This window comes from Candidatus Poriferisodalis sp., from assembly GCF_965262965.1.
In the GTDB taxonomy this organism is placed as follows: Bacteria; Actinomycetota; Acidimicrobiia; order Acidimicrobiales; family Poriferisodalaceae; genus Poriferisodalis.
Map to the genome: position 1 here is coordinate 690,357 of NZ_OZ253573.1, position 15,677 is coordinate 706,033.

The following is a 15,677-nucleotide window of genomic DNA, read 5'->3' on the forward strand; positions in this document are numbered from 1 at the left end:
TGAACGGCCAAGACCGTCGCAGACCGGCTCTTCGCCTGAGTTCAATTCAGCCCGAGCAATTGGTCGGTGCGCTGCTATTCGAATTCGGTGGCTTGGGCGTTGAGATTTTGGGCGTTCTCGCTGACGGTTCTACGAGTGGCGTCGTTGTACCCGTCGGCATTTTCTGCGCGGACCTCAAGCGCTAGTTCAAGGTTGGGGCCGAGGTGTGCGGCGATGTGGTCGAGGATGTCGCCCAGCTGCTTGATGCCACGGACCGGATCGAGCTGAAAGTGAGCGTAGAACTGGGTTCGGGTGGCTGATCGGCCCTCGGGAACATCGTCCGTGTCGGCCTCCCCCTCCGCAGATTCGACCCTGATTCGGGCATCGAGAACCGGGGCAATTAGCCCGATGTTCGCCCTGATCGCCTGTGCTTCGAGTTCCACGACCTGCGGCACACGGTCGGGATGGATGATCAGGCCACCGACTGTCGGATCAACGTGCTCAGCGGTGCGGAGATCGACCCAGTTGTTGCCGTCGTGCGCCTCGGCATAGGCGAACGTCTCTTGTTGCCAGTTGAGATTGGCGGCACCGTCGCTGACGGCGCTCTCAAGGACCTCCCGAGACTTCAAGCGGGGCATGTACGGGAAGCGCGCATAGGCGTCCCACAGTTCCCCGACAGCGATGTCGCCTCGCTCAGACCACAAGTTGGAACGGTCGATATCCATGCGGATGCGCACACCGGCGTAGCGGGCAATCAGCTTCTCCTCGCTGGCCAGCTTGCGGCTGACCCGCTCGCCAAGGTCACCGGCGGTGGATGCCTTCGTTGTCTGCCAGACGATGTCAGCCGTACCCGGTGCGCGGGACGGAACGAGCACCTGGGTGAATGTCTCGGCAATCAGGCTGTCAACCTGTTTGGAGACATCTGCGAGCTTGCTGTCGGCTTGGCGCTTCTGCTGCGCTGTGAGATCCAGCGATTCGTGACCGTCGACGATCGACTGCCACGCCAAGAACGAGCGGGCAGCAACACGCAGCTCAGCCAGCCGGTTCGCCGCGGCCGCCACGAACACCAGCAGGTTCTGGTTCAGCCTCGGACCTGCGTCGCGCTGGGCAAGAATGCGCGCCGCCAGCTTCACTGCGGGCGAGTTCTCATCACCCGCAGAGTGAGTCGCATCGGGTGCCAGAACGACCAGGTGCGTACCGTCGTCGTTGTCGGGCACATCGCCCGGTCCCGCTGCGAACGGATGCATCGCAACGAAATCGCCCCGGTCACGCTGGCCGGCACTCCGGGTCCGCACCTCGTCGTCAGCGTCAAGGTCGCTGAAGTTCGAGGCCGCTCGATCCCCTGCGATGCGTGTGACGTTGGGGACCAGCGAGTACCAGTACTGCGAGCCATCGAGGTAGAGGTGCGTGGCCTGGTCCGACAGGCGCCGCAGCGCGTCGGCGAACTGCCCCACGGGCTCGCCCGGCTGCACGCACCCCAATACGACCGACTTGACGTCCACGCCCTTCTTGCCCTCGGGACGGGGGGCTGAGCCCATGTACACAGTGCGGGCTGCACGGCGGGTGGCAGACAGCCGGCCGAAGTGGGGGAAGTCGCTGTCGATGCGCAGCGGCAACGCGTTGGGGCCGTCCACATCGGACTTGATGACCGGATCCCAGCCCTCCTCGAGGTACTTCTTCAGCTCGCTGGCCACCGTGCCTGAGTCCATGGGCAGGTTGCCGGGCATGATCAGCAGCGATTGGTCGCCGCGCTGCCACAGTTGGGAGATGGCGGTTGCCATGAGCCGCAGCACGCCACGGGTGCGCTGGAACTTGTCCAACGCCGACCAGTCCTCGAAGAGCCGGTCGAACAGCTCCGGGTGAATCGGGTACGACAGCTCCATCCGCCGCCGGTAGTCAGCCTCTCCAGTGCCAGAGGGGAAATCGCCCGCCGCATCGCTGTACATCTCGCTAAAGGCGCGTATGACGCCGTCGCGCACCCGTGCCTTGTCGGGAGCGATGGGATCGAACAGCCGCCTTCGCACGATCTCGAACGACTCGTCTGCGGTAGCCGGCTGCCACTGAGTCGCAGTGCGAGCAACGACGTTCTTCAGGCGTTCCAGCGCCGTAAGTCCTCGCGGCCCGCCGGTCTCGATGTCAGATGCCGGGATCGTGATGAGCACCACGACGTTGTCCGCTGCCGCCGCTGCCTCGGTGAGCGCCTGGGCGAAGGTGAACTGCGTGTCGAAGTCGCCCGCCGCAACCCTGCGACCTTCGGGCCCGGCGTCGGGCAGCTGACGTGCATACGCCACCCACTCATCGATGAGCACAACTGCAGGGCCATAGCGCCGAAACAGCTCACGCAGCGACTCGCCCGGGTTGGTACCGGCCTCGTCATCAGTGCGGACCAGTTCGTAGCCCTCCTGCCCTCCCAGCTGGTAGGCGAGGTGTCCCCACATGGTGTTCAACGCCGTTCCGGGGCTGACCTGCTTGGGCTGGGACACCGACATGACCTGTCCCACAAGCACGGCCCGGTTGACCTGGAGGGGCAGCTCGAGCTCGGCTTCGGCCAGCATCTCCGAGACGCCCGGCAGACTCGTCGCAGGAATACCGGAAGCGAGGTGGTACAGCGCGATCATGCTGTGGGTCTTGCCGCCGCCGAAGTTGGTTTGCAGTTCGATGACCGGGTCGCCATCGCCGCCGGAGAGTCTCCGGGTCGCCCCGACCAGCAAGTCCCGCAGCCCAGCGGTGAGGTACGTCCGGGCGAAGAAGTCCTCGGGGTCTTGGTACTCGTCGTCGGCGCGTCCCTGGGAGACCTCGTACAGGTCGGCAGCGAACTCCGCCTGATTGAAACGGCCCGTCGCCACATCGGCGTGAGGTGTGATGATCTCTCGCCACGGCGTCAGGCCGGCCAGCGGCTGCCCCTCGGTGGGCTTGGCTGCAGTCCGCCGCCGTTCGGCGCGTGATTCCTCGTCGAACATCTGCCGCATGAGGTCGCGGCGCAGCCCGCGAATCTTCTGCCGCTCGTCACTGTTTCCGAACGCCTCAAGCAATCGCTCCATGGAGTCAAGGGCCCGCGCGGTGTCGTCGGTAGTGAATTGCTGCTTGTGCGCCCAGTTGTTGCGGGCATCAGCCACCTCGAACACGAGCGATCGGATCGTCGCCGAGAAGCCGTGCCCGAAGATCTGGTTCCAAGTGGCCTTCATGCCGCGAAGCATGAAAGCAATATCGGTCGTGGACGAGTTCTGGTCGCGGTCGTGCATCTGGCGCTGGAGTGCTGCGAGCCAGTCGTCGCCGTAAAACCCCTGCCAGGTCTGCTCACACTTCGGCCGAAGTCCGTCACCCAACAGGTCGAGCGCCTTTGATACCCGTTCAGCGTTCGCCATCACCATCGGTTGCGCGCCTCCTGACGACCGGCGACCTACGCCGCCGCCCAATCATTCCACTGCGGTGCCACATCACGCACCGTCTCAATACGACATGGAGAATCGGATTCGTTCGCGCCAATTGTCAATGCCCTCCAGGTGTGAGCGTGCCAGCGCTCACGTAGAGCAACGACGGCGCGTCACGGCTGCGTGCGAAGCGGAAGCCGCCGTGGGATTGGTCACGAAATTCGCTTTGCTGCGCAGTGCCGACTGCGTACGGTCCCAAACTCGTGGACGCACCTCCTCACAGCGTTCGAATCTCAGCCTCGGCGCGTCGCCACGGTGTGCCTGTTGCCGACATCCTTCACGCCTACCGCAACGCAACCGGGCTTCACTACATCGATGGAGACTCCTTCATGCTGACAGGGCCACGACGGGACGGTTCGCCACTCGAGATCGGCGTTCGGTACCATCCGGATGTGAGCTGCGATGTCGTGTTCCATGCGATGACAACCCGTCGCAAGTATCCGGAACAACTGCCATGACATCGACCACCCGCACGTGGACTGTCGAAGAGACACTGGCGCAAAGCGAAGCTCTCGCCGACTATTTCGAATCGGTCGATCTGTCGCAGCACCCCGCGTACCCGGCCGCTGACTATTGGCTGATGTGCGCAGCGCAGCGCGCCGCTGCCACCGCGAACCCCGATCACGACCGGATCCGTGAACTCGTCGCCGATGCCCGATCAGCCGGGTCCTCGTGGGAACGCATCGCCGAACTCTTGGGGATGACGATCGAGACGGCGCAAGAGCGCTACAGCGACGCGGACGACGCCGATCAGGCTGAGCCGCGATTCGCAGGCGGGTAAGTCTGCCTCTTGGCCGTGCCGCTCGGCCCGGCTGCTTGCGGTCAAGGGCGTCGGCTCGCGAACCGGCACGCTCACCTTGGCCCGGCGCCGGCTCTGGCAGCGATCAGAGCAACTGCTGCTGAGACGGCCCTGCGGAGCGGGCTGCGGCAGCGAGGGCGCCTTCGCGCAGGCTCGGCCATGCGGTGATGAGGCTGTTGTAGGCGTTGGCCTCGGCAGCCCAACCCTGATCGTTGGCCTTCTGATAGAGCAAGTAGGCGAGCTGGCGAGCCCGATCGCCGTTGCCGCCCAAGGTGTGCAGCAGATCGGCCGCTTCGGACTCAGACTGTTCCAAGGCAGCAACGAGATACTGCAGCGCCTCCCACACGGTAAATCGGTCATCCTCAGTCGGAGACCAGTCGGCATCCAGCTCCGACCGCTCGTACAAGCGGAACTTGCCTGCACGAGCCTCGCCGATACCCGACTCCGAGATGCCGTCGAGCGAGGTGTTCTTTGCCTTGGCCACGCTTTCCGCGTCTCCAGCTGACCCCGGGCCGTACCCGTGCTCGGCGAACCATGTGAGTGCGAATCGCGTGTCCCGGTCGAGTTCTGCCTGTTCGCCGTCAAGCACTTCACCCAGCACATCGTTGATGATCGACAGTGCCGCTGATACTCGCATCGAGGATCCATCGGCCTCCACGACTCGGGCGTATCGAGAGAACACCTTGACACCGGGACCGATCGTCGATTGGGCCATGTCGACCGGAGCAATGTTGCCCGACTGCAAGAGGCGCACAGCCTCCGGCATTTCACGACGAAGCGCTGCGATGAACTCTCCACGCGTTGCCATCGTTGCGGATTCAAGACGCGGACGACAAGCCAAGGCAATCGAAGACGCCAAAGCGTTCGTGCCGACTGACAGCATGCGCCCCGGCCGCTCCGTGCGCATAGGCCATGTGGCCGTCACTTGCAATCCTGCGTCGAGGATGGCCTGCAGAAATGTGTCCCAACCGGTCGTCCGAATCTCGCCTTCATTTGTCTCTGTGGCCTTGTAGGCGTAGTAGACGGTGGTCGGGACATCTGCTCGTGCACCAGCTGAGACTTCGGACATGAATTCGGCCATTCCAGACTCGAAGTGCGCCTCTGACTGCTTCTTCGAGCCGGCACGGTACCGATTGGCAATCAGTTCCTCGGACTTGGGGGTCAATAGCGTCGAGCACTCGTCTGGCCAAACTCTGGTCAGGTTTTCCGCAGCCAGACGTAGAAGAAGTCGGAAAGGTCCGCGTATGAAATGTTGTCGTAGTACGGCGGGTCGGTCGACAACGCAGCCTCCGGCGACTCGCGCATCCGGGCTCGTGCATCCATTTGGACGGCTTTGCCGTCGGTGCCAGAGGCAGCGAGTTGTTCGATCGCCTTGACGACCCAGCCGGTCATCGACTTCCAGCTTCCCGTCGATGCCGAGAACGGGTTGACTTCCACGAAGTCCCAAGTCATCGGGATCGCCTGACGTGCGAAGGTGCCGCGGACAAACTCACCCGAGTTACTCCAGGTGGAAATGGTTGACCAGTAATCTGCGCACTTGTCAATCACAAACGCTAGGTATGTCACGATCGCGTCCGCGTACGCCGGAGCACCACGACCGCCATCTCGTAGCCTCACGCCATCGTCTGCCACGCCAGCGGCAACTGCGTCTCCCTCGACCATCAATGAGATCTGCTGGAGCAATGCGGAGAACGTTGTTAGGGCAACGAGCTGTCGATCAGAGAAATAGTCCGCAAATTCGAAGAAGCCGTAGTAGCGCCCTTGCGCATTGCCACCAAACGTGCCACGTGTGCGTCCGTGAGGCAGACTCGACTCGTCCACCATCTCCCGCTCGAGGGACGAGCGAGCGAAGGCCGCAGCGTCCTCTGCGGCTATCGGGAGGTACAGGCGACCAGCCGGACCCTGCGCAACGACCGCCATGGGAACTGCGCCCATACGGCCATCCGCTGCCTCACGGTCGATCCTCGCTCCCGGAATGGCAGCGCCCGTGGCGATGCACGTTCCATTGGCCCGGCTTACGGTCCGACCGACGCTTGGATTTCCCCCCATTCGGATCTCGTAGCTGATCGTCATCGAATCGCGGTCGATGACGGGCTCGATCCAGATCGTCGGTTTGCCCTTCCGCTTAGAAAGCGTCCACGACGCGACGAGGGGCACATGTCCCGACCAACTCGGATCGGGCGATTTCACCGTCCGCGCCCAAATCCAAGCGATCGGCGTGAGCTTCTCGCCGCTGGAGCCAGTGGCGTTGGGGTAGAGGTGCCCGATGCGCCGCTCAGCCTCGTCGCGCATCCAACGACCGTAGGCGCCCACATCGGCGGCCAGCCCCTGGGCCCGCTCCCACGTAGTCAGGCTCCTGTCAACGTCGGGATGCACCGGCCGCAACCCGGCGAAGCGCGACGGAATCTCAATCATGGCCTTGTTGATGAGCACTGCTACGGGATTCAGATCCCCGGCGAACGTGGTCAGCCCGAGCCGCTGGGCCTCCAGCGGGATCGCCCCTCCTCCGGCGAACGGATCGAGCATTGGCGGAGGCCCATCCGGGAAGCACCGGTCGATCTCAGCCCGCGCTTCAGCGAGCACCTCAGGGTCGTTGGAGTTCTCCCACTTGACCAACCGCTCCAATATCCCGTGTAATCGTTGCCGCTCCACCTCTTGTGCCTCCACGGTCGGCAGCAGATTGCCGTATGGGTCCCGGTACCCCTCGGCCGACGGATCATCCACCAGCGACGACCAGATCACCGCCCGCGCCGCCGCCAACGGCCGCCGCGCCCACCACAAATGGAGCGTCGACGGATGTCCATGTCGAATTGACTTCTCTCGCGCAGCTTCAGCGTTAATCGTCGCCAACGGCAACGCCACTTCAATCAACTTCGGGTTCATCCGCTAGCCCTGCCTGTCCTCAATCGCTCCACAGCGACACTATCTCTACAGGTCCGCTTCCTCGATATTGTGGCCGACAAGTAGGAGAACCACGACTCGGGCCACTCATGTCTCAATAGGTCCGTGGTATCGGCCAGCAAGTTCACCCCGAGCAGTTCTGTAACGATTGAACTCGTTGTTGTATCGCCGTTCTCGGGCAACGAATGCAGCGACTCCACCCTCCATAATCGCTTGAATCGATTCACGTACAGCGCTAAGTTCGATTGGACCGTCGATATCGCTACCATTCGCTGACGCAATGACCAGCGCACCTCCCCGGTTCTGCAGCACACACACGCGTTCCGCGTCTCCATTGACCGGAATATTCGCATTGTGCGTGACTACGATCACCTGTCGGCGTGATCGGCACCGCCGAATTCGCTGCACCACCAGCTCGGTCACGAGGGCCGTATCGAGGTCATCCTCAGGTTGATCCAAGATCAACGGCTCCTCGCCATAAGCCAGCACTAGGCCCAACATCGCCGCACTTCTCTCGCCTGGCGAGCCCGTACTCACCGACTGCCAAGCATCCGCATCAGTTGGACTCTGGCCCTCTCGTAGAAATGACATCTTCACTATGTCGTCCGGTATTGCAGCTGCAATAGCGATTCGCTGCGTGAGCTCCATATCACCCAAACGACTCCAAAACTGCTGTCGTATCCCGGTCTCACCAGCAAGATCACGGAATTCTCCATTCAGTAAACTCTGCTTCCATAAGACAAGGCGCCGTTTTCGCTCAATATTCTCTCCATTATCAGATTCCCATAACCACTTTGCGAGTTGAGGTACTTCATTCAAGAAACCGTCCGTCCGTAACGCCATTAGGCGTCGAAGTTCATCGGACCAACTAATCCAATCGCATTCTTGCAGCACATCAAAGCGTAACGTTCCGTCCGATTGGGCCGCGTCAAAAACCTGTTGCCGCTTTGACCTTCGCTCGATGCGGAGACTCGCCAAAGCATCCTCTGCCGTAGCCTCCACTTCTAATAAACCCACCAATTCTGCAGATCTGGCTTCGATGGTGCGCAGATGCACTTCTTGCGCCTCAAGGTTCGCCAAAAGTGCACTATAGCCTTCCACATCAAGGCCCGCATGCGCTAGTTCATCAAGATAGGTTGTAGTGTCGATGAGTCTCGCTTCAACTCCATGCCACCAGTCAGTGGACCGATAGTTGGCGTCAATTTCTGCTAACTGCTAAGCGGTCAATGGCCTCATTAAGCGCTCCCAGAATCGTATTCGTTACGTCACTGACTACCGACCGGGCGCTTGTATTGACATCCGCTAACTGAGCGACGGTGATAGCAGGCGTGTCTAGAGCGGCAGCTAGCTTTTCCCCTACGAGCGTATTAATTCTTCGGAAAGCGTCTTGTCTATCTTCAATAATGGCTACATATTCATGCTGAATCGTTCTGGCCTCTTCATGCCCTGCGCGTCGTTCGGTCGCGGCATCAGAATCAAAATACTGCAATTGGGTGCGAACATCGTCAATGCGACCCTGGATAGCGTCACGTTGTTGTTGGCTACCTTCGGATTCTGCTTCCACGCGCGTCCGAATTGACGCCTCCAAATCCCGACGTGCGCTCTCCATACGACGCAAGAGGTCACTGGGCGTTGTCCTACTCGTGCCAATTATGCCCGCCCAACTGTCGACAAGTTGCAAGAGGCTGGCCGAGGCCTTTTCAGGATCCCCTGCCGCCGAACTGGTACGCTCGAACAATTCCTTCTGGCAAATGATCGTAGCCGAAAACTCCGTGAGTGTCGATGGCCCGGTCGAGCGTTCAGTAAGGCTCCCTGTGTCGTATTTCCAAACGGCTTTCTGTAGAGGTTGAGTGTCGTTGGGCTCTGGCGTCGGAAGCCTGTGCGTCGTATTGACTTGCCCGTTCTTGAGAACTGTTTGGGCAAACTCGCTGCATTCATTTTGGATTGCAGGGGGTAGTTGCTCAGGAGAACCGTAGGATTGTAGAAGTCCATTGACGATCGTCGACTTGCCGGAGCCACGTCCGCCGACTATTACATTGAGATGCGGGTCAAATTCAACGCTCAAGCGCTTGGTCGAATTCGATATGCCACTCAATTCGATACTCTCTATCCAAGCGTGGCCTACATCGTTGGGCGATTGCTCGTTCGCGACGCGAGGGTCCCAAGACGGAATAACTCTCGCCTCATGGTCAAGAAACGCTTGTCGAAGAGCTTCAATAGTAGGGCTTGCCATTCGAATCCACGTGAATCTGCCACCGAGATCATCCAATTTGTATGCATCAGATGTCGCGACGAATGGCATCCACTCGAGACATGGGAAATCACTCAGTTCTCTGCCTCTGAAGCGGCTGTTGAAAGAGCCACTGCTAGCACCAGTACCCGAGGTGCCGACGTCAATCGCATTGAGCCGCTGGTGATGAAGGGCTTTCCATCGGAGGCTGCCCTTGACAGTGCTTTCCGATGCGATGCCGTTATCGTTAAGCGCATGAGGAGCGATGACGAGGAAGTCCTCCCCGAGTTCGTCGAGTATCTGCCCTAACGTCCGAGGACTCGGCAGTGGCTCTCCGGTCTCGGAGAACAGCGGATGATCCGCGCTGTAGCCGCATGGACCGTAGAGCACGCGCTCTAGATCTTCTGTTGCGCAATCCTGTGCACCAATGATGATCAGGTGCACGCCGTCTTGGCCGGAGCCGCTGGTGATTTCCATGCCGGGCAGCACCACAAGCTGATCAGCCGCTGCATCCCTCATGTAGTCGATCCAGGAATCGGCGCGATTGTGATTGGCGAGCGCGACAACCTCAATCCCATGTGCGCAAATGGCCTGAACGTATTGTTCGGCAAACGCGCGACAGTCCGCTTCCGCGGACCAGTCCGCCGTGGTTCCTGGCGGTACGCGAAAATTCCACGGGGGTGTCGCGATCTGCAAATCGCATTTCCACCATCTTGACGCACGCCCCATCTGCAGACCTCCTTCCGTCGTGGCCGAGCGAGAGATCGACGGCCTGGACCATTGAGGCCGCGCGAGGTTACCAACGCGCATGTAGTTTGCCGAGGCCCGGCGTCGCTCGATCGATGCCACTAGATGATTAGTTCCAAGGGGTCGGGTCCACCGGTTGTGGGGTGAGGGTGTCCAAGCTCGGGGTGTGTATTCACGCTTCGATCTTGGAGGTTCTCAGCATGGGCCCGGACTTGGACACCCTCGCGACCGCACTGTATGTGAGGATCGATGACCTGTTGGCAGAGAACCCTCATTGGGCTCCCGAGCGGCCTGTGGTGGGGTTCGCCCCGAAGCTGTCGGACGCGGAGCTGGTCACCCTGGCGGTGATCTCGGCGCTGCTGGGCTATGACAACGAGTCGCAGTTCGTGCGCTACGCGAAAGCGCATCTGGGGCCGTGGTTCCCGTACCTTCCGAACCGCGACGGGTACAACAAGCGGCTGCGGCGCAGCGGTGAGATGATCGCTCGTGTCATGGGATGGCTCGCACGCGAGTGCGAGTCGTGGCACGACGACGTGTGGCTGGTCGATTCCACGCCGGTCGAGTGCGGCCGAAGCCGCGAGACCCAAAAGCGCTCTGACCTCGCGGGATGGGCCCAATACGGCTACTGCGCGTCGCATTCCCGCTGGTTCTGGGGCCTGCGCCTGCATCTTGTCGCCACCCCGGCGGGTCTGCCGATCGCGTTCGCGCTCGCCGGCGCGAAAGCCGACGAACGCGACGTCTGCGCAGACATGATCGACGCGGCCCGCATCGCCCGGCCGGGCCAGACCCTCATCGCCGGCAAGGGTTACCGCTCAGCAGCGTTCGAAGCCGACCTCAACAACGCCGGCATCACCCTGCTGCGCCCCGCCACCCGAACCGAGGCCCCACGACCCGGCGCAAAACTCCTGCGGCCCCTGCGCCAGATCATCGAATCGATCATCCAGACCCTCAAAGGCCACCTCACCCATCGTCGCAGCACTCCCAGACCCCGTGGTGGATCACCCGCATATCATGACCAGTGCACCCAGCCGAGGGTGGCGAGCTCGACGTCGTCGATCGTGCGCCACGGGCCTTGTGCGGGGCCGCGGATCAGCTCGGTCTTGTAGAGCGCGTTCACGGCCTCGGCCAGGGCGTTGTCATATGAGTCCCCGACCGATCCGATCGAGGGGACGGCGCCGATCTCGTCGAGGCGCTCGCCGTATCGGATGCTGGTGAACTGGCTGCCCGCGTCGGCGTGCGCGACGAGCCCTTCGAGGCGGACGCCGCGGCTCCAGCGGGCCATCTCCAATGCGTCGAGCACCATCTGGGTGCGCATGTTCGACGCGGCCCGCCAGCCCACGATGCGGCGGCTGTGGGCGTCGGTGATGAAGCACACATAGGCGACACCGGACCAGGTGGCGACGTGGGTCAGATCGGCGACCCACAGCCGGTTCGGGGCATCGGCGGTGAAGTCCCGCTCGACGAGGTCGGGGGGGCGGGCCGCTTCGGGGTCGGGCCGGGTGGTGCGCACCTTCTTGGTCCGCTGGACGCCCCGGATGCCCAGCCGCCCCATGAGGCGGGCGACTTGGTCGCGGCCGATGTCGTGCCCGGAGCGGCGGGCGGCGATCCACAGCTTGCGCGCCCCGTACACCGAATAGTTCGCCTGCCACAGCGCCAGCAGCAGCGGCATCATCAACGCGTCGCGCTTCGACCGCTCAGACGGCGGCGGGCGCTTGGTCGACCAATACGTGGACGGAGCCACCTGCAACGCAGCGCAGACGGGCTCGACTCCGAACTCGGCACGGTTCTCGTCGACGAACTCGACGGTCATCGCTGTCGGCGGTCGAGCTCCGCCCCGAAAAAAGTCGCCGCCCGCTGCAAGATCTCATTCGCCCGGCGCAGCTCACGGTTCTCCTGACGCAACCGCCGCAGCTCCTCGCTCTCAGCCGAGGTCAGCCCCACACGGGCACCCGCGTCGATCTCGGCCCGGGCCACCCACTTGCGCACCGACTCCACGCCATAGCCCAGCTGCCGGGCCACCCTGGTGATCGTGCCCGCCGAAGTGCCCAGCTCCTCGCGCAACGCCAGCACCATCCTCATCGCGTGCTGCTTCTGCTCAGGCGAATACCGCCGCGACGTCGCCGCCCTCGCTTCTGTGCTCATGGCTCCCATGCTTGCTCCAATCTCTGGAGCCTGCGCAAAACCCAGGGTGAATCAGGGTCGTGCGGGGTAACCCGTCAGTAATGAAACCCAAGTGCGCGATTTCAATGCGGCAGTAGCACCTCAGCGAGGACGCAGCGTCACAGTGTCAAGCAACTATATGAGCCACAAATAGCACTGCGTCTTCGACGCGCCTCTTCATGACATCTAGCCGAGTGAGGTCGAAACGCCCGGCGCTACCGTGCGTCCCGTCATTGAATTCGCGGAACAACGTAACGACATCTTCGACATCAACGTCGACGAACTCCGCAACGGTCGCTTCGAGTGAGCCACTTCTATCGAGGCAGTGTTCCACGCGAGACCGCCGCGTCGCCGTTCCGCGTTCCGTCTTTCCAGCGCTCGGATTCGCTGCGAAGACTGCGGAGTCAGGCGCCGCGCGCTCCAACATCTGGTCGAGCAACTCCCGCGAGCTCGTACAGAAGTGCCGAGCTGCATCCGGATTTCGCGGGTCCAGGGCAAAGAGCGCTCCCCGCCAACGACGGTCTAGGTCCGAGTCAAGGAGCGCAAGTTGATCGTCGATAGTTGTCGCACGCAACCTGTCGAGATCTTGGTCGCGGAAATCGCCCTCGGACGAGCTGTTGCCAAGTGCGTTCAGCACCGCCACGCTATTCGCCACCTCGCCCTCGCCTCGGTCGAGGAGCCATTCATCTCCGGTCCAGCCATCGGCTTCCGCAGCGGCTTCAAGCTGCCGGAACGATTCCTCCACTGTCACGACGGAACTTCGGTACACCGTGAGGCGGGTACTCATCGAAGTCGGCGTTCGACTCAGTCTCTCGAGCTCTCTCCGAAGACGGTCACGGTTAGTCCGAACGCGCGCGTTGTGTGCCCGTACGTCACGGTTGTACCTGTCAACTGACTGCTTCAATCTGCGCACCTTGGCGTTGGACTCGTTAACTGCCCTTCGTTGCTTCGCCTGCGCTTGGCGCAGCTTGCTCTGCAATTGGGAGCGACTGATGTGACGAGCCACGTTGCCGAACTTAGTTCCCGTAGACGCCAACCTCCGGGACGATTCAGTGCCGCGCAGCTGCACCATCACGAGGTGCCCGGAAGTATCCGCGCAACCCGCTGCTACGGCAGCCGCGAATCTGGACGGCTGAGACTGAAGGTCAGGCCGCGAGCCGCAAGCGTGCGCACTCGGCGGCCGCCGCAGTCATGTTGTCGACATATTCAAGCTTGTTGCGCCAGTGGCTGGGAATGGCGTCGGCGCCGTGAGTGACCCCGAGCAGGCCGCCCGCGATGGCGCACGTCGTGTCGGCATCGTCGCCCCGGTTGACCAGGTCCACGAGCACTGACTCCAGCGATTCGGGCTGCTGGATCGTCCACACCGCACAGGCGAGACTGTCGATCACGTAGCCACCTGTGCTCAGCTGCTCGACGGGCACTGTTGCTGGCGTCTCGAGGGCGCTGCGAGTGTCGGGGTCAAGATCGAGCTGGCGGTCCGCGTCGATGGCTTGGACCGGGCTGTGGCCCTCCAGGAGCGCGGCACCAATCTCGTTGTAGGCCGCGCAGCTGGGGCAGGAACCCAAATGTGGCCGCCGCGAGTCCGAGCACGACGACCGCCATGGCAAGCGTCTTGTTGGCGCAGCCGGACTTGCTTGCCCCGGCTGGCTCCGAGCTGCGGTGCTGGCCGCTCTTCGGCGTGCGCTTGTGCGGCCGTTCGGGCTCTGCCACTGCTTGGGTCCCAGCAATCCGCTCGACCAGCTGCTCCTCCGCTGACCACGCCTTTTCCAGGAGCTCCGCGACTGTGCTGCGCAGGTAGTCGTGCTCCGAGGCGTCGGCGACGGCCATCAGCTCGGCATTCTCGGAGAGACCTGCAGCAGTGAGGTTGGCCGAACCTAGGAGAAACGCCTGGGGATTCTCGTGGTCATCAAAGGCAGCCCAGATCTTGAGGTGCGCTTCAGACCGACCGGCTGCGTTGCGGGCCGTCCGGTACCAGTTCCGCACTTCAACATCGCTGCGTTCCACGAAGTCCACCGCGGTGCGGCGATCGACATCGGTCGCGTGCTGAAAGTTGCGGCCCTGCAAGTCACCGATCAGCAGCGTCACTGGCCGTTGCCGAGTGCGCTCGGCCAGCCACACGAGTCCCGGCACACTCGCCGAGCCCACGCAGACGAGCAGCCGCCCCTCTGAATGTGCACTCAGGAAGCGCTCGATCCGGTCCCCGGCACCCGTTCCAACAGACATACGACGCCACAAGCTAGCCCAGCCACATCAGCAGGCCTTCCTGCGACCGCGAAACTCACTTGGCCCGTTCCAGGTACCTGCCTACGGTGCCTGCTCGTGGATGCCGAGCCTCGACGCTGGCGCATTTTGCGATCAGCGCACCGACACGGCATCCCGGCAGAGGACATCTGCATGCCTATCGAAACATCACTTGGACAATTCCACAGGACGACTGCCGCATGACGCTCGTCGGACCCCGTCGGGACGGCGATCTGCTTGACGTGGGCGAGGCGTACGATTCAGTCACGGACACCGACCTCATCATCCATGCGATGCGTGTCCGTGCGAAGTACATGAGGCAACACCGTGGATCAACCCGCTGATCAGGCATCAATCGACGAATCTGACGAGTATTGGGATGAAGTCGCCGACAGGTTCGAGCAGTTCGACTGGTTGAACTTCGCCGACGAGCCTGCTCACGAGCTGTATCTCTCGCTTGCCGTTCAAGCCGAAACCACCATCGCAGAACCGACAGAGGTGAGCAGGCAGCAAATCGAGGATGCGGTCTGCTGGGCTCGACGCGAAGGCATGCGATGGGACCGCATCGCGGAGATCCTTGGTGTCACCGCCCCGGCGGCGAGGGCAGGCTACGGCGAGGCCGCCAAGGCGGTGAGGGCTTAGGCGCAGGTCAAGCTGCGCTCCTCAGGCGAGCGAGTTCGGCGGCGGCCTCGGTCATCTTGTCGGTGTATTCGAGCGCCCCGCGCCAACGGCTGGGGATGGCGTCGGCGCCGTGTGTGACGCCGAGCAGGCCACCGGCGATGGCGCATGTGGTCGAGTGCTCCGAGGTGAGGCCGCTGGTTGCCGGATCGCCATCTCGGCGCAGGTGGCGCAGCGCCTCCCGTGTGGTGAGGCCGACATCGGGCGGATCGGTGTCGAACCACGCCAAGAACTCCTCGGCAATGGCTTGGAGGCTGTCTATGCCCTCTGTGTTCAGGTAACCGGAGACGACCGCCCAGGTCAGATCGGTGTCGTCGGTGCCTTGGCCGGGGCGCCAGCCGAACGCTCCCCCGCCCACGATGTCGCGATGGACGCCGTGGCGGCGCTCGATGTCAGCCGGCGACATGAACTCGACCGTGGCGCCCAGCGCATCACCGGCCGGTGCGCGCCAGCAGCCAGGACACCGAGCCGACAAATCACGAAAAAGGCACAAAGCCCGTGACACCCTGGG

The 15,677-nt window shown here is 62.6% G+C and carries 12 protein-coding genes, 1 pseudogene and 1 other annotated feature; of the genes and pseudogenes, 3 read left to right on the top strand and 10 right to left on the bottom strand.

Annotated features, from left to right (window positions below; all coding sequences use genetic code 11):
- Nucleotides 1-74 precede the first annotated feature (74 nt).
- Nucleotides 75-3,350, bottom strand: a complete 3,276-nt coding sequence (locus ACQY5K_RS03255; protein ID WP_428120018.1) for a DUF499 domain-containing protein — start codon at nucleotides 3,348-3,350, stop codon at nucleotides 75-77.
- 514 nt (nucleotides 3,351-3,864) lie between these two features.
- Here ACQY5K_RS03255 and ACQY5K_RS03260 point away from each other — a divergent pair.
- Entirely contained in the window at nucleotides 3,865-4,191 is a 327-nt protein-coding gene (locus tag ACQY5K_RS03260; protein ID WP_428120020.1) for a hypothetical protein, read from the top strand.
- Nucleotides 4,192-4,294: 103 nt separating this feature from the next.
- Here ACQY5K_RS03260 and ACQY5K_RS03265 read toward each other — a convergent pair whose 3' ends face one another.
- The 4 genes from ACQY5K_RS03265 to ACQY5K_RS03280 all read right to left on the bottom strand — a co-directional run bounded on the left by ACQY5K_RS03265 (nucleotide 4,295) and on the right by ACQY5K_RS03280 (nucleotide 10,069).
- Nucleotides 4,295-5,290 carry a hypothetical protein gene (locus ACQY5K_RS03265; protein WP_428120022.1) on the bottom strand — a complete coding sequence of 332 codons (996 nt, stop codon included), beginning with the start codon at nucleotides 5,288-5,290 and terminating at the stop codon, nucleotides 4,295-4,297.
- A 116-nt stretch (nucleotides 5,291-5,406) separates the two neighbouring features.
- Nucleotides 5,407-7,092: a DUF1156 domain-containing protein gene (locus tag ACQY5K_RS03270; protein WP_428120024.1), complete on the bottom strand. Its 1,686-nt coding sequence runs from the start codon at nucleotides 7,090-7,092 to the stop codon at nucleotides 5,407-5,409.
- Between the two features lie 105 nt (nucleotides 7,093-7,197).
- On the bottom strand, nucleotides 7,198-8,211 hold the full coding sequence (locus ACQY5K_RS03275) for an AAA family ATPase (RefSeq protein ID WP_428120026.1): 1,014 nt from the start codon (nucleotides 8,209-8,211) through the stop codon (nucleotides 7,198-7,200).
- A 97-nt stretch (nucleotides 8,212-8,308) separates the two neighbouring features.
- On the bottom strand, nucleotides 8,309-10,069 hold the full coding sequence (locus tag ACQY5K_RS03280) for an AAA family ATPase (protein WP_428120028.1): 1,761 nt from the start codon (nucleotides 10,067-10,069) through the stop codon (nucleotides 8,309-8,311).
- A gap of 218 nt (nucleotides 10,070-10,287) precedes the next feature.
- Here ACQY5K_RS03280 and ACQY5K_RS03285 point away from each other — a divergent pair, with 218 nt between their 5' ends.
- Complete coding sequence (locus ACQY5K_RS03285; protein ID WP_428120030.1) at nucleotides 10,288-11,193, top strand: IS982 family transposase; 906 nt, start codon at nucleotides 10,288-10,290, stop codon at nucleotides 11,191-11,193.
- Here the strand turns inward: ACQY5K_RS03285 and ACQY5K_RS03290 are convergent.
- The 4 genes and pseudogenes from ACQY5K_RS03290 to ACQY5K_RS03305 form a co-directional block, all read right to left on the bottom strand.
- Nucleotides 11,097-12,229, bottom strand: a pseudogene (locus ACQY5K_RS03290) (IS3 family transposase). The gene ACQY5K_RS03285 and the pseudogene ACQY5K_RS03290 overlap by 97 nt on opposite strands.
- Nucleotides 11,820-11,936, bottom strand: a sequence feature (AL1L pseudoknot). (Overlaps the previous pseudogene by 117 nt.)
- A gap of 145 nt (nucleotides 12,230-12,374) precedes the next feature.
- A complete protein-coding gene (locus ACQY5K_RS03295) occupies nucleotides 12,375-13,034 on the bottom strand; it encodes a hypothetical protein (RefSeq protein WP_428120032.1) in 660 nt (219 codons plus the stop codon).
- A gap of 358 nt (nucleotides 13,035-13,392) precedes the next feature.
- Entirely contained in the window at nucleotides 13,393-13,812 is a 420-nt protein-coding gene (locus tag ACQY5K_RS03300) for an ADP-ribosylglycohydrolase family protein (protein WP_428120034.1), read from the bottom strand.
- Complete coding sequence (locus ACQY5K_RS03305; RefSeq protein ID WP_428120036.1) at nucleotides 13,706-14,470, bottom strand: hypothetical protein; 765 nt, start codon at nucleotides 14,468-14,470, stop codon at nucleotides 13,706-13,708. The genes ACQY5K_RS03300 and ACQY5K_RS03305 overlap by 107 nt, the downstream gene beginning before the upstream one ends.
- A 345-nt stretch (nucleotides 14,471-14,815) precedes the next feature.
- On the opposite strand from ACQY5K_RS03305, the gene ACQY5K_RS03310 reads away from it, so the two are divergent.
- On the top strand, nucleotides 14,816-15,130 hold the full coding sequence (locus tag ACQY5K_RS03310; protein ID WP_428120038.1) for a hypothetical protein: 315 nt from the start codon (nucleotides 14,816-14,818) through the stop codon (nucleotides 15,128-15,130).
- A 7-nt stretch (nucleotides 15,131-15,137) separates the two neighbouring features.
- On the opposite strand, the gene ACQY5K_RS03315 is transcribed toward ACQY5K_RS03310, so the two are convergent.
- Complete coding sequence (locus ACQY5K_RS03315) at nucleotides 15,138-15,671, bottom strand: ADP-ribosylglycohydrolase family protein (RefSeq protein ID WP_428120040.1); 534 nt, start codon at nucleotides 15,669-15,671, stop codon at nucleotides 15,138-15,140.
- Nucleotides 15,672-15,677: the final 6 nt, after the last annotated feature.